The sequence below is a fragment of the Cobetia sp. 3AK genome (assembly GCF_029846335.1).
Lineage (GTDB): Bacteria > Pseudomonadota > Gammaproteobacteria > Pseudomonadales > Halomonadaceae > Cobetia > Cobetia marina.
Genome location: NZ_JARWKR010000003.1, coordinates 98,914 through 113,967 on the forward strand (window position 1 = coordinate 98,914; position 15,054 = coordinate 113,967).

The 15,054-nt window shown below is 62.4% G+C and carries 11 protein-coding genes and 1 tRNA gene; 8 read left to right on the forward strand and 4 right to left on the reverse strand.

Annotated features, from left to right (window positions below; translation table 11 throughout):
• Positions 1-367: 367 nt before the first annotated feature.
• Positions 368-1,981, forward strand: coding sequence for a peptidoglycan DD-metalloendopeptidase family protein (locus tag QD228_RS05210; RefSeq protein ID WP_240704272.1), 1,614 nt, complete (start codon positions 368-370; stop codon positions 1,979-1,981).
• Positions 1,982-2,075: 94 nt separating this feature from the next.
• On the opposite strand, the gene QD228_RS05215 is transcribed toward QD228_RS05210, so the two are convergent.
• The 3 genes from QD228_RS05215 to QD228_RS05225 all read right to left on the reverse strand — a co-directional run bounded on the left by QD228_RS05215 (position 2,076) and on the right by QD228_RS05225 (position 3,717).
• A complete protein-coding gene (locus tag QD228_RS05215) occupies positions 2,076-2,303 on the reverse strand; it encodes a hypothetical protein (RefSeq protein WP_077379159.1) in 228 nt (75 codons plus the stop codon).
• Positions 2,304-2,588: 285 nt separating this feature from the next.
• Entirely contained in the window at positions 2,589-2,882 is a 294-nt protein-coding gene (locus QD228_RS05220; RefSeq protein ID WP_136939025.1) for a hypothetical protein, read from the reverse strand.
• Between the two features lie 601 nt (positions 2,883-3,483).
• A complete protein-coding gene (locus tag QD228_RS05225) occupies positions 3,484-3,717 on the reverse strand; it encodes a hypothetical protein (RefSeq protein WP_065392415.1) in 234 nt (77 codons plus the stop codon).
• A 25-nt stretch (positions 3,718-3,742) separates the two neighbouring features.
• Here QD228_RS05225 and QD228_RS05230 point away from each other — a divergent pair, with 25 nt between their 5' ends.
• Together QD228_RS05230 and QD228_RS05235 are read left to right on the forward strand one after the other, a co-directional pair.
• Complete coding sequence (locus QD228_RS05230; protein ID WP_157109499.1) at positions 3,743-3,889, forward strand: hypothetical protein; 147 nt, start codon at positions 3,743-3,745, stop codon at positions 3,887-3,889.
• A 587-nt stretch (positions 3,890-4,476) separates the two neighbouring features.
• Positions 4,477-5,034, forward strand: a complete 558-nt coding sequence (locus tag QD228_RS05235) for a PRC-barrel domain-containing protein (RefSeq protein ID WP_084209333.1) — start codon at positions 4,477-4,479, stop codon at positions 5,032-5,034.
• 340 nt (positions 5,035-5,374) lie between these two features.
• Here the strand turns inward: QD228_RS05235 and QD228_RS05240 are convergent.
• A tRNA-Ile gene (locus tag QD228_RS05240) sits at positions 5,375-5,451 on the reverse strand.
• A 215-nt stretch (positions 5,452-5,666) separates the two neighbouring features.
• Here QD228_RS05240 and QD228_RS05245 point away from each other — a divergent pair.
• The 5 genes from QD228_RS05245 to QD228_RS05265 all read left to right on the forward strand — a co-directional run bounded on the left by QD228_RS05245 (position 5,667) and on the right by QD228_RS05265 (position 15,012).
• The gene (locus tag QD228_RS05245) at positions 5,667-6,308 is read left to right on the forward strand and encodes a hypothetical protein (RefSeq protein WP_279874697.1); all 642 of its coding nucleotides are present in this window, start codon (positions 5,667-5,669) and stop codon (positions 6,306-6,308) included.
• A 282-nt stretch (positions 6,309-6,590) separates the two neighbouring features.
• Positions 6,591-8,723: a TonB-dependent siderophore receptor gene (locus QD228_RS05250; RefSeq protein WP_136939027.1), complete on the forward strand. Its 2,133-nt coding sequence runs from the start codon at positions 6,591-6,593 to the stop codon at positions 8,721-8,723.
• Positions 8,724-9,096: 373 nt separating this feature from the next.
• A complete protein-coding gene (locus tag QD228_RS05255; protein ID WP_279874699.1) occupies positions 9,097-10,785 on the forward strand; it encodes an aspartate aminotransferase family protein in 1,689 nt (562 codons plus the stop codon).
• Positions 10,778-12,334: a SidA/IucD/PvdA family monooxygenase gene (locus QD228_RS05260; RefSeq protein ID WP_279874700.1), complete on the forward strand. Its 1,557-nt coding sequence runs from the start codon at positions 10,778-10,780 to the stop codon at positions 12,332-12,334. Before QD228_RS05255 ends, QD228_RS05260 begins: the two co-directional genes overlap by 8 nt.
• Complete coding sequence (locus QD228_RS05265) at positions 12,331-15,012, forward strand: GNAT family N-acetyltransferase (protein ID WP_279874702.1); 2,682 nt, start codon at positions 12,331-12,333, stop codon at positions 15,010-15,012. The genes QD228_RS05260 and QD228_RS05265 overlap by 4 nt, the downstream gene beginning before the upstream one ends.
• The last annotated feature ends 42 nt before the right edge of the window (positions 15,013-15,054 follow it).

Consider the following 15,054-nt stretch of genomic DNA (forward strand, 5'->3'; position numbering starts at 1 on the left):
CTGACAACAGGACGCTATCCTCGTGATGTACGCACTGACTTGCAGAATATTTCGACGAAGTTACAAAATTTAACAGCAAGCAGATATTACTGTGAGAACAGCGTTTCTTAAGCAAAAATGGCGGGATTTTCGACTGTCCTCATAAAACAGACACCGCTAGCACGACCCCTGATGATCAAAACAGGGTTGAATTCCTAATACTGGACATGTGTCCAGCCTATCGAATGCGCAAAAGCTTGGTTAAGGTTCGGATGCGAATCTGTCGTCTTCTGTTCTGTTCACTTCATCACATCATCGGTCAACTATGCTGCGAATCCTTCATTCGCTCCCACGCGTGCACAAGTATCTTCTTTTACCTGTTGCCACAATGGTCACCGTGCTGGGCGCTCACAAGCTTCTTGAAACTCTGGACTCTCAAGAGATCTCACCTGCCTCTCGCCACCTCGCCATCGACCTGGCCAATGCCAGCTCGGAGGTGACGAACGCATTGCCGGTTGCCATCGCGCACGCGCAACAGACGCCTGCTCCGCTGGCCACGGCCAGTCTTGATGCGGGGCATCAGGCACTGAGCGCAGCTGGCGAGGTGCCACTCTCCGCGCTGACGCCGAGTGAGGTCATCGATGTCGACTTCGACATGCCGGTGATGTTGACCGACGCCAACTACCCTGCCGGTGAGGCTGAGCCCGGCCCGATCGTGGCACTGGCACCTTCTGCCGTGAAGACGGCCGAGGCGGTGATCGCCACCGCGACCGATGAGCAGGCCGGCGGGACCTCCTACGATGATCTGTCCGTCGATCCGGTCGAGCTGGGCGAGAGCCCGACGCTGCAGACCGAACTGGCAGCCAAGGAAGTCTATGTCCCGGAATGGCAGACCTACACCGTGCAGGCGGGCGACACCTTTGCCGTGATGGCGGAGCGTTCTCTGGGGCTCGGCTATCGCGAGACCACCCGCATCATCAAGTCGCTGCCGGACAAGCGTGTGCTGACCCACTGGCGTATCGGTGACAGCCTCGACTACAAGCTCGACGAGGACGGCAACCTGCTGGCGCTGCGCATCATGAAGGATGCGCGTCGCGGCTTCATGGTCAAGCGTGACCCTCAGCAGGATTCCTTCAGCGTCGCCAAGATAGAGAAGGCCACTCAAGCGACCCAGCGTCTGTTCGCCGGTACCGTCAGCGGCAGCTTCTCGCTCTCGGCGGAGGCCACCGGTCTTGGCGTGGCGGATGTCACCCAGCTGACCCAGGTACTGGGCAAGAAGATCGATTTCCGTCGCGATACCCGCAAGGGCGACAAGTTCCAGGTGCTGGTCGAGTCCGACATGATCGATGGCACCAGCACCGACTCGCGCATTCTGGCCGCCCGCTACGAGGGTACCCGCAAGTCATTGACCGTGGTGCGCAATGCCGCCGATGGCCGCTACTACACTCCGGACGGCAAGGGGCTCGACCCGGCCTTCAATCGCTACCCGCTGGCTCACAAGGCGCGCATCAGCTCGCCCTTCAACCTGAGCCGTCGCCATCCGGTCACTGGTCGCATCAGCCCGCACAAGGGCACCGACTTTGCCGTTCGCGTCGGTACACCGGTCCTGTCCACGGCTGATGGCGTGGTCGAACTGGTCGGCAATCACCCGCTGGCGGGCCGCTACCTCGTGCTGCGCATGGACAATGGCTACAAGACCCGCTACCTGCACCTCTCCAGACCTCTGGTCAAGAAAGGCGAGCGCGTGAAGATGGGTGAGAAGATCGCCCTGTCCGGCAATACCGGCCGCTCTACCGGCCCGCACCTTCACTATGAGGTGATGGTCAACAATCGTCAGGTCGATGCCATGCGCGTCCAGCTGCCGAACAACAAGTCACTGTCCGGCAAGGCGCTGGCCGCCTTCAAGCGTGAGTCACAGAACATGCTGGCCAAGCTGGAAGCCGCCGACAACACCGGCGCCATCGCCAAGGCATCGACGCCGACAGGCTCTGACGAAAGCTGATTCGCGCCATGCCCTGAAACGCAAGAGGCCCTCACCGACGTGAGGGCCTCTTGCGTTTCAGGGCGTGGCATCTCCGGATACCCCGGTGATGTCGTTACTTCTTGATACCCTTGTTGGCGGCCTGCTCCAGCAGCTCTTCGGCTTCACTGGACGCCCCCTCCTCGCGCATCCTGGCCACATCCGCATACAGGCAGACGTAAGTGCCGCACGAGGCGCAGAAGACCTTGTCTTCCGGATTGTGCACCTGAGAGACGCGCATCCGCTTGCTACCACAGTCGGGGCACGGCTTGGGGATACGCAGTTCCTCGGATAGATCGGACATGTAACAGCCTCCTGTGCAGTCTCTGGAAGGCATGCATCCACGACGCAAGCCCGGGGAACGGGAAGTGCGCAGGATCCATGCGGTTGTGAAAGACATGGGGGCAGGCATCCTGCTTGCAACCCCATGGCGTGCTTGCCACCGAAGGTCGAGAAGAGCAGCCGTGAGGCGGCTGCCTGCCTCCTGCACACGACTCCCTTCCCGCTCGCGTCGTGTGCCAGGAACGCAAAGCCCCCGGCGTGGGCGGGGGCTTTGCAATGAGCTGGAGACCTCAGAATGCGCGAACTCTCAAGCCGCGCTGATGCGTTCACCGCTGACGATGGCATCCTGACGATTTCTCGCGGAGTGCTCCAGTGGGCGTCGTTGCGCATGGGAGCGGGCACCATCTCGCGTCAGACGAAACTCTTCCTGGAGTGCCATCTCACGCGCTGCCAATCGGAAGTCCCCCATGGAACACAGGACATGACCATTCGGGCATTTCAACAGGTGCTCATCGGGGAGATCACAGGCTGGCCAATGCAATGATTCATTGCACTCGGGGCAGCGAGGACCATTACTGGTCGGGATTGAAGTAGAAAACATGCGCGAACTCCTTTTCGGCGCAAGAGGTGACGTTGTCATGACCAGGCTCTCGATAAGGGGATCATGCAGACATGGCTCAGCATGCGTGCGCATGATGGAGACACGAGGCCGCAGACTCCATTGCACTTTATGTTAGAAATATCAGATTCCTTGCTGATGTCCCGGATATCTCGAGGCATCTCCAGCATGTCTCATCCGCGACAGGGCATCAGACGCGCCTCATCCTGACAGGACAATCTTACAAACGAATAACACTCCCACGGATGATGCAGATCAAGGCTGTCTCGAAACACGCTGATTGCCTTGTCGGATGACACACAAAAAAATCCCGGCCAATGGCCGGGAAAACACTCTCAGGCAGAACAGGACCTGAATCGGGAGGCAACGCTCACCGAGGGGGTCGACCAGGACGCTGGACAGTCGCCAGCGGTATCACGAATTCATGTCGCCTCTGACAAGGCACTTGCTCGGGGCTCCGGCAATGGACGATTGACCGAAAGGATGACGATTGCCGAAGCCTGACTCTCACATCTCACTGACCAGCATGCTGGACGACTGATGAATGCCGCATCACCTGCTGGCTGTCAGTGGGGAGAACATCTCAAGCCTGTGCATCAAGCTGCTTGATCACCTGGTTGGCCATCAAGGCAGGGTCGATGGTGGCACGCTTGCGAGCGCTGGCTTCAAGCCGGTCGCGCAGCATGAACCACACCCCGAGAAATTCGTCGCACTCGGCGCAGCTCACGATATCGTCATCTGCCGGGCTTTCTCCCAGATTGACGCGATTGCTGCCACAACGTGAACACTCCATGGGAACCTTGCGCACTGCGTTCATCTCGATGCCCTCCGCTGGATCCTTGATGAAAACTCTCACGGCCTTCCTCAATAGATTCGACCGTGACCTGCCAGATCTCGAGCAAGGAAAGGACGAGGGCTTGAAAAGCACGCTGCGGATCTCCATTCCCTCTCTTGGCGAGGCGTTCATCGTTGGCCTCGCTGCGCTCTGACACCCTCAAAGTTAGACACTTGAAAACTGCTGTACAAGTTTTTCTGAGTATCAAAACGTATCTGTATAGCTAACGTACACCCTGAACTTCCCCTCTTGAACTGCGATTACGCAGCGTTGATCCCCCTGCAGATGTCGATCTCACCACTGACGATCGTCACGCCCCGACCGTAACACTTCGCTACAAATTCAGTGATCGTGCAATGAAAACTGCAGGTACAGTGCGGAATTCTCCTCCGCCAGCACGGATGACAGCGCGGTTGGCCGTCGATATTCACTGATGGACACCTCCATGCCTTGCCCTCCTGTTCTGCCGGCAGACCGCCGTAGCCCCGCCAGACGCCGGCATCTCGCTGGCCGAAAAGTGCACCTGATTCGTGACGAGCGCATGAACTACCGTACAAGTTTTTCCACTCCCCCCTTGAAACTTGATCGCGTCATCTGAATCTTAGGAAGCATGGCTGCACGAGATGGCAGCCCGACATCGTCCATGTCCTGATTGGCCCACCACTGCAGCACGCCACGCAGTCGCCGCCGGATTACATCAGGGCAGACGGCAATGAAGAATCGACACGCAAGGAGTACGGCATGAGCAAGATGAACCGCAAACAGATTCTGGGTGCGATCACCGCGACCACTCTGCTGACCACCTCCGGCCTGGCCATGGCCAATCCGCAGGGACTCTACTCCGCTGATGAACTGATGGATGCTGACGTCTATCTGCAGAACGACGACCAGCAAGTCGTGGGCGAAGTGGAAGATGTGCTGCTCGACGACAACATGCAGGTCGCCGCGCTGGTGGTCGAAAGTGATGAAGTGCTGGGCCTTGATGATCAGCAGTACGTGGTCGAGACCGGCAAGTTCACGCTGGAAACCCGTCAGGGTGACGACATCGACAATCTCGAATATCGCATTCATGTGAACATGGATGAGGCTCAGCTCAAGGAACAGCCGCAGTACACCACCGACTGGTGGCAGGACACTCGCAAGAGCGCGGCCGCTGCCTGGGATGAGACCAAGGACACTGCTGCCAGCGCCTGGCAGGACACTCGTCAGGCAACCGCCAATGCCCTGACCTCGGCAGGCAACGCGATCAGCGGTGCCGCCAATGACGCCCAGGATGAGATGACAGACGAGACTCAGTGATCATCACTGATATCGAAGCGTCTCGCGCCATTCTCGTGGCAGTGACATGAAGGATTCGCCGCCGCCCGCAAGGCAGTGACATCAGAGCAGTCCTTTACGACGTTCGAGCCGACGCCCCGTCGCCACCTGGCACGGGGCGTTCTGGTATCTGGCGGTGCGAAGGCGAGCCGGAACGACTGACGTGCTGATGCAAGCCCATGCAACCGAGTTCCCCGCCAGCGAAAGGCGAAGAGCCACGGATGAAGCCGAAAGCGGAAAACCATCGATCTGGCGAAACGGGCAGGCACAAAAAAAGCCGCCGATGGCGACCTGGCAGGCGCTACAGAAAAGCGCCTCGGGATGGTGGGCCCAGCAGGACTTGAACCTGCGACCAATCGATTATGAGTCGAGTGCTCTAACCAACTGAGCTATGGGCCCGGACAGCGCCGCTATGATAGCGAAAGCCAAAGCGTCAGGAAAGCCCGAAAACTCAACAACATAGACCTCGCTGGACACGAGCCGCCGTCACCGCCTCCGATCAGCCCCATCCCGCCTGCCACCCTGTCACGAACCCTTGCGCCACTGGCGTGTCCAATGCCTCAATGCGCCGCACAGAGCTCACCCTTCGTAGCGCCCAGCCATCAGGAGTCACCATGTCATTTCCCTTTCTTCGCTGGACCTCTTCCTTCCACAAGCGCCTTCGCGCCCCTATCAAGGCCCTCGCCCTGGCCGTTGCCATGAGTGGTATCGGCATCAGCGTGCCCAGCCAGGCAGCCTGGCAGCTGATCCCGGATGCCAGTGGCGCCACCGCCACGCTGACCGAACAGAAGGCGCAGGGCAATGTCGAGCACGTCCACCACCTGCGTGGGTTGAGCGGCACCGTCGGTGATGACGGCAAGATGAGCATTCCGCTCAGCGTCGGTCAGACCGACCTGCTGGACAAGGTCGGCGAGCTGCCGCCGTGGCTGTCAGGCGTCAGTCAGATGCGTCTCGCCACCCTGACGCTGAATCTGGACCCCGTGGCTCTGGCAGCGCTGGAGACAGGCAGGACGACACGCATGAAGGTGCCCTTCACGGCCACCGATGGCAACCGCACTCACCGCGACACCCTGCCTCTGAACGTGACCCGCGAGAGTGCCGACCGCCTGAGCTTCGCCAACGCCGAGCCCATGGCGCTGGACAGCGCGGAAGTCGCCAAGAACCAGGTCGGCAGTACCCTGCTTGGCCTGCTGGGCTATGGCAATTTGGTCGGCGATATCCCCATCACGCTGCAGGGCGAGATGCAGGACCGCTGATCCCCCGCCAGCGCCATCCTCCGTCGAGGCGCCCCTCTGCCAAGGACCGCACTCTGACAAAGACCGCCCTCTGACAAAGACCGCCCTTCGGGGCGGTCTTTGCATGTCTGAGCGCCACCGGAAGCCCCCGCCAGGCCACGTACACGGCCCACTGACATCAGATAACAAAAATAATTCTCATTCATGGTTCAGAAATACCAACCCTGTACGTCTTCCCTCAGGAGAGAACGACAAACAAGAAGCATTCGCAAAAACATCATTCAGGATGGAACATCGTCACTCATGAAAGACTCCGCCACGCGACACCCGCATCAATCCCCATTGCTTTCACTGCCACGGCACCCGCTGGCACTGGCGATTGCCCTGAGCCTACCCTTCACCGGGCAGGCCGTGGCGGCCGACCATCGGGATGCTCAGGACGAGCAGCTGGATACCATGACGGTCACCACCACGGCGGCTACCAAGACGCAGACCGGTTACCTGGAAACTCCCCAGGCTGTCTCCACCATCACCCGTGATGACATCGACAAGCGCGCCGCCGAGACGGTGCAGCGTGCCGCGGACTACACGCCGGGCGTGTTCACCAATCAGATCGGTGCTTCCAACCGCTATGACTATCTGGTCCTGCGCGGCTTCTCCGATGGCAGTGTCAGCAACACCTTCCTGGATGGTCTGAAGCTGATGGGTGACTCGGGCTCCTACAGCTCGATGACCATCGACCCCTACTTCCTCGACAGCATCGAAGTCGTCAAGGGGCCGTCCTCCGTCCTCTACGGCCGCTCCTCGCCGGGTGGTCTGGTCGCGATGCAGTCCAAGCGCCCCGAGTTCCAGGACTCCGGCCAGGTGCGTTTCACCGTCGGTGACGACAACGAGCGCAGCGCGGCCTTCGATCTCACCGGCCCGCTGGACGACGAGAAGCGCATCGCCTATCGCCTGACCGGCCTTGCCAGCGCCGAAGACACCCAGGTCGATTCCGTCAGCGAAGAGCGTTATGCCTTCTCGCCACAGATCACCATGGATGTCACCGACGACACCACCGTCACCCTGATGGGCTACTTCCAGAAGGACCCGGAAGGCGGCTACCACTCAGGCCTCCCCTACGAGGGCACGGTGGTGAGTCACGACGGCATCAAGCTCGGCAACGACTTCTACGAAGGCGACGAGGACTACGAGGAATTCGATCGCACCGAACGCATGCTCGGCTATGACTTCGAGCATCGCTTCAATGACGATGTCACCGCGCGCCAGAAATTCCGCTACCTGCGTTCCGACGTGGATCTCGAGCAGGTCTACGCCTATGGCTGGGCCTCGGATACCGAGCTGACCCGCTACTACTCCGGTGGCGAGGAAAGCCTGCGTGCCTGGACGGTCGACAACCAGCTGGAGACCCGCTTCTCCACCGGCGACATCGATCACACCCTGCTGTTCGGTGCCGATTATCAGACCCGCACCAACGACGTGGACTGGGAATACGGGACCGCCAGCTCGCTGGACGTCACCAGCAGCAGCGATGCCGATGTCTCCATCTATGCCACCGAGAACCAGAAGCGTGAACTGGATCAGACCGGTGTCTACCTGCAGGATCAGCTCAGCTGGGGCCGCTGGAACCTGGCCGCCGGCCTGCGTCAGGACTGGGTCAACATCAAGAATACCGATCGCGACTACAACACCAGCAGTGAGCTGAACGACAACGAGATGAGCGGCCGTATCGGCCTGATCTACGGCTTCGACAACGGCATCTCGCCCTACGTCAGCTACTCCACGTCCTTCTCGCCGAACTCCTACACCGACGAGGATGGCGACCTGCTCGACCCGACCACCGGCAAGCAGGTGGAAGTCGGCATGAAGTACCAGCCCAACGGCACGCGTGATCAGTACAGCGTCTCGCTGTTCCGCATCAATCAGGAAAACGTCGCCTCCAAGGACCCGGAAGACAGCTACTACACGTCCTACGGCGAGATCGAGTCCCAGGGCCTGGAGCTGGAAGCCCGCACCCAGCTGACCCGCGACTTCGCGCTGCAGGCCGGTTACAGCTACACCGACGTGACCTATGCCAAGGCGGAAGATGGCACCGAAGGCAACGATGCCAACCAGGTGCCGAAGCACCAGGTCAGCGTCTGGGGTGACTACGCCTTCAACGAGGGCCCTCTGACCGGCCTGAATGCCGGCCTTGGCGTGCGTTACTACGCCGACATGTGGGCGGATTCCGAGAACACCGAGAAGGTCCCGAACTACGCACTCGTCGATGCCCTGGTAGGCTACGACCTGAGCCAGGTCGGCTGGAGCGGCACCAGCGTGCAACTCAACGTCAGCAACCTGTTCGACAAGGAATACATCGCGTCCTGCTACAGCACCAGCTTCTGCTACTACGGTGCCGAGCGCAGCGTGACCGCGACACTGACCTATGATTTCTGATTCCGACACGTCCGCCGTCCGTCGATTCTGAATCGACCCGCATGACCCGCCGGTGGCAAGGATGTCGCCGGCACCATCGCCCTGAACCACTCATCGTCTGATACCTCTGGCGTGTGCCGCACATGACATCGAGATTGCCCGACACAGGGGCGCTCGGTGACGACTCACTCTCTGCCGATGCCCACGGCAGGCGTGACTGACCGCGCCAACCGCTTTGCCAACAACTTCACCAACAACTCCACCAACAACAACGACCGCATCACGCGGCACTTGATGAATGTCCTGACTGGTCCTCGCACCTGTGCCACCTGCCCTGGCTGGCTGCGAGTCTCTTCCAAGTCTTTATCTGCGAACATTCGCATAAGGTTATGTAATGCACAGCCTTCATGATTCCGCCGCCACCTATGGCGCGGCTGCAGGATCCCACGCGTCTGCCCCCCAGGCCGCTGCCGCCGCGAGCTCCCTGTCCCGCTCGCCCAGCGCCGCCCTGTTCTCACCTGCCAACATGGATGCCTGGCAGGCCGGCATGCAACGCATCAGCAGTCTGGTCGCCGAACAGCTCGAGAACGTTCAGCAACCCTTCAGCGGTATCACCCCGGAAGCCCTGCGCCCGGCCTTTGCCGAGCTGGATCTCGAGACGCCCCTCGAGAATCTGGAAGCGGGCCTGGAGGAGCTCCAGTCGCTCTACCTGAAGGATGCCGTCTATTTCCATCACCCGCGCTACATCGCACACCTCAACTGCCCGGTCGTGCTGCCGGGTGTCTGGGCGGAAAGCCTGCTCGGCGCGATCAATTCCTCACTCGACACCTGGGATCAGAGTGCCGGCGGCACCCTGATCGAGCAGCGCCTGATCGACTGGACCACCGAACGACTGGGCCTGGGTCCGACCGCGGACGGCATCTTCACCAGCGGCGGCACCCAATCCAACCTGATGGCGCTGCTGCTGGCGCGTGACGCGGTCTGCGAGAAGCTGCCCAACCACCCCGGCAACCAGACCCACGGCCTGCCGCCGGAAGCCGGGCGCCTGCGCGTCTTCGCCTCCGGCATCAGCCATTTCAGCCTGCAGAAGGCCTGCGCCCTGCTCGGCCTCGGCCACAACGCCGTCATCCCCGTCGCCGTGGATGAGCGTCGCCGCATGGACCCGATAGCCCTGCGTGAGGCGCTGGACAAGGCGCGCGCGGAAGGCCTGATTCCGATGGCCGTGGTCGGGACCGCCGGTACCACCGACTTCGGCAGCATCGATCCGCTGCAGGCCATCGGCCGTGAATGTCATGCACGTGGCATCTGGTTCCACGTCGATGGCGCCTACGGCGGCGGTCTGATCACCTCGCGTCGTCACGGCCACTGGCTCAAGGGCGTCGAGATGGCGGACTCCGTCACCATCGATTATCACAAGACCTTCTTCCAGCCGGTCAGCTGCAGCGCCTGCGTGGTGCGTGATCGCACCCAGCTGCGCCACGTCACCTATCACGCCGACTACCTCAACCCGGAACTGCAGGCCCGCGAGGGCACACCGGATCAGGTCAACAAGAGCCTGCAGACCACGCGGCGCTTCGATGCGCTCAAGCTGTGGCTGACGCTGCGCCTGATGGGCGCCGATGCCCTCGGCGACATGCTCGATTGCGTGATCGACCTCACTCGCGAGGGCCATCAGCTGCTCGCGGCGGCACCGGACATCGATGTCGTCCAGGCCCCGGAGCTCAGCACCCTGGTGTTCCGCTTCCATGACGCCAACGAAGACACCCTCAGCGATGCACAGTGGGACGCCCTGAATCGCGAGATCCGCAAGCGCCTGTCGCGCAGCGGGGAAGCCATCGTCGCCGCCACCAAGGTCTCCGGCCGTCAGTATCTGAAGTTCACGCTGCTCAACCCGGACACCACCCGCGACGACATCGCCGCGGTGGTCGAGCTGATCCGCCAGCATGGTCAGGCGCTGGTCAAGGCGCATCATCTCGCCGTCAGCACCACGGCCCAGGCAGGCCATGGCGCACCACTGGCCGACATTCCGGCCGCCAGCCGTCGCAGCCACACCACAGAAGCAAAGGAAAGCCGTCATGCATGACACCTCGACTCCTCACGTCACCGACACAGCTGAAACGCGCAATGAGGTGCTCGACTTCGTCGCCATCGGCATCGGCCCCTTCAACCTGAGCCTTGCCTGTCTGAGCGAGCCGCTGGAGGACGTGAACGGCGTCTTCCTGGAGCGCAAGGCCGAATTCGACTGGCACCCGGGCATGCTGCTGGAAGACGCCAGCATGCAGACGCCCTTCATGGCGGACATGGTCTCGCTGGCCGACCCGACCAGCCACTTCAGCTTCCTCAATTACCTGAAGCTGCATGACAAGCTCTACAACTTCTACATCCGCGAAGACTTCTTCCTGCTGCGCCGCGAGTACAACCAGTACTGCCAGTGGGCGGCGCGCGAGCTGACCAGCCTGCGTTTCGATCACGAGGTCCAGGACATCCAGCATGTCGGCGACATCTATGTGATGCGCGGCACTCGCCCCAGCTCCGGCGAGGCCTTCACCTATCGTGCACGCAAGCTGGTGCTGGGCACCGGCACCCAGCCGTATCTGCCCGGCGCTGCCGATGCGGTACGCGGCGAGGTGCCGGTGGCGGGCAGCCGCGTGTGCCACAACGCCCACTACCTGGCGCGCAAGGACGAACTGACGTCCCAGCCGGCCATCACCATCATCGGCTCCGGCCAGAGCGCCGCCGAGATCTACCTCGACCTGCTGCGCGAGATCGACCAGCACGCCTACCAGCTCAACTGGATCACGCGCTCGCCGCGCTTCTTCCCGCTGGAATACGGCAAGCTGACGCTGGAGATGACGTCACCGGATTACATCGACTACTTCCATGCCCTGCCGCGCGAACAGCGCAACACCCTGCTGGCGACCCAGAAGGGCCTCTACAAGGGCATCAATCTCGAACTGATCAACGAGATCTACGACACCCTCTACGCCAAGCAGCTGCAGGGCGTGGTGCCCACCACCCTGATGACCAATACCGAGCTGACCTCGCTGACTCGCGAGAGCGCCGATGGCGACTTCAGCCTGGGGCTCTATCAGCGCGAACAGCAGCAGGCATGGCGCCACGAGACCAGTGCCGTGGTACTGGCCACCGGCTATCACTACGTCGCCCCGCCCTTCCTGAAGAGCATCGAATCACGCATCCGTCGTGACGCCGAAGGCCGCTACGCCGTCGGGCGCTTCTACGCCGTCGACGCGCAGAGCACCGCAGACGCCGAAGGCAATGAAGGTGACCAGTCGCCCTTTGCCGGCGAGATCTTCGTCCAGAACGCCGAGCTACATACCCACTCGCTGGCCGCCCCGGACCTGGGCATGGCCTGCTACCGCAACAGCTGCATCCTGCGCGCCATCACCGGGCGTGAGGTCTATCCCATCGAGCGACGCATCGCCTTCCAGAGCTTCGGCGCCCCGGGCGTTGAAAAGGGCAACGGCAACGGCTTCACGCCTCTGCCCGCCGCCCATCTGGCCTACGGCGAGACCGACCTGCATGCCAGTGCAGCCAGCGAAAAGACCGCCTCGTCCAGCACCGCCCCCACCGAGTCCTCACGCGCAGCGCAACACCGGGAGACCACCGCATGAACATGCCCGTCGACATCACCACCACCCGTGCCAACGCCCACAGCGCCGCGACCCCGGCCCAGCAGATCTTCGGCGACACATCACTGGACACCTCCCCGGCACTCGACCTGCTGAGCCCGGTACCCGGCACACGTTTCACGCGCCGCTCGGTGGAACTCGAACAGGCCCAGGCGCGCCTGCGCAAGCCGCAGGATGACAGCACGCCGGAGCGAGCGGAATTCGCGCTGCGACCGCTGGATCTCGCCGCCGACATGGCGCTGGTCGACGAGTGGACCAGTGGCGCGCGCGCCAGCTTCTGGGGCATGAGCGAAGACCTGCTCACCACCAAGCACGATTTCTATCAGGGCCTGGAAGACAGTCGCCACGCCCAGGGCTGGCTCGGTCTCTACAACGACCAGCCGGCGTTTCTGGTCGAGCTCTATGACCCGGCACACGACCCGCTCGGCAAGCATTACGCCGTGCAGCCAGGCGACTTCGGCATGCACTTCCTCATCGCGCCGCGCAGCGAGGATCAGGCCCCCATCAGCGGCTTCTCGCGTGCGGTGATCGAAACGATCATGGCGATGATCTTCGCCGGCCAGTTCCGTGACGAGCACGCCGCGGATACCGGTGAGGCAGTCCGCCCGGTCACTCGCGTGGTGGTCGAACCCGACAGCCGCAATACCGCCATTCACCCGCTGAATGCCGCCGTCGGCTTCGTCGATCACGGCCCGCTGGATCTCGACGGCAAGCCCGCGCGTCTGTGCTTCTGCACCCCGCAGGACTTCCGCGCCGCCCTGGCGAGCCGCAGCCCGCGACTGGATACCACCATCACCGCCAATCCGGCGGCGGCCGGCCAGCACCTCACCGGGCCGGACTGGCAGCAGGCCAATCGCCTGCTGGTGCGCAAGGCACTGGCCGAATTCAGCCATGAGCGCCTGATCCACCCGCAGTGTGCCGACGAGACCAACGCCCGCATCACGGATGGCTGGCATCATTACCGCCTGTCGCTGTCTGCCCCGGCGAGCGACAAGGCCCCCGTCAGTCGTCGTGCGGTGGAATATCGCTTCGTGGCGCGCCGCTTCCAGCTCGATCACTGGTTGATCGACGCGGCCTCCCTCCAGCGTCTGGACGCCAATGGCAAGGCCCTGCCGCTGGATGCCCGCGAGCTGATTCTGGAGCTCAACGACGTGCTGGAGATTCCGCCGCGCCTGCTGCCGGTCTATCTCGAGGAAGTCAGCGCCACGCTCGCTTCCAGCGCCTGGAAGATGCAGCGCGCCGTGCGCGAGAATCAATCCGCCCGCGTGCTGGCCGGTGCCTCCTTCCAGACCCTGGAATCGGCGATGAGTGAAGGCCACCCGTGCTTTGTCGCCAACAATGGCCGCATGGGCTTCGATGCGCTGGACTACCGCGCCTACGCGCCGGAGGCCGCACAGCCCTTCGCGCTGGTGTGGATCGCCGTACATCGCGACAACGCGCATTACTCCGGCGTGGATGGTCTCGATCCGCGCCGTCTGCTGGAAGAGGAACTGGGTCACGCCGAACTGGCCCGCCTGGAGCATCAGCTGACGGCCAAGGGCCTCGATGCCGCCGATTACCTGATGATGCCGGTGCACCCGTGGCAGTGGAATCACAAGCTGGCGATCACCTTCGCCGCCGAGATCTCAAGCCAGCGCATCGTGTGCCTGGGCCTTGGCGAGGACCGCTACCAGGCCCAGCAGTCGATCCGCACGCTCTACAACCGCAACCAGCCGGGCCGCCGCTACGTGAAGGTCGCGCTGTCGATCCTCAACATGGGCTTCATGCGCGGCCTGTCGCCCTATTACATGCGCGCCACGCCGGCCATCAACCAGTGGCTGCAGGGGCTGATCGACTCCGACCCCTCCTTCGAGACATGGGGCTTCCGCCTGCTGCGTGAAGTCGCCGCCATCGGCTATCGCGATGACGTGCTGGAAGATGCCGACCCGGCGGCCGTCGGCTATCGCAAGATGCTGGCCAGTCTGTGGCGCGAGAGCCCGGAAGACGTCAAGGACGAGGGCGAGCGCCTGATGACCATGGCCGCGCTGCTGCACGTCGACAACGACGAGAAGGCACTGCTGCCTGCGCTGATCGAGCGCTCCGGCATCGGCGCCGAAGCGTGGATCGACAAGTGGCTGACGGCCTACATGACGCCGCTGCTGCACTGCTACTTCAAGCATGATCTGGTGTTCATGCCCCACGGAGAGAACCTGATCATGCGCCTGCGCGATGGCGTGCCGTGTGGTGCACTGATGAAGGACATCGCCGAAGAGGCCGCGCTGTTCGCCACCGACGAGACCCGCGCCCTGGAGCTGCCGGAAGGAGTCGAGCGTCTGGTGGTCGAGGTGCCGGAACCGATCCGCATCCTGTCGCTGCTCACCGATATCTTCGACTGCATCTTCCGCTTCGCGGTACCGCTGCTGGTGCGCGAGCAGGTGATGACGGAAGACGCCTTCTGGTCACGCGTCGCGGCCTGCATCCATGACTACCAGGATGCGCACCCGGAGATGGCCGACAAGTTCGCGCGTCACGACCTGTTCGCGCCACGCTTCACGCTGTCGTGCCTCAACCGACTGCAGCTGCGCAACAACCAGCAGATGGTCGACCTCACCGACCCCTCCGGTGCCCTGCAGCTCAAGGGAGAGCTGGACAACCCCATCGCCGCCTTCGCCCGCCACTGACGGCGTCGCGCCTCCCGGATCATCTCGCTGAACGTGATCCGG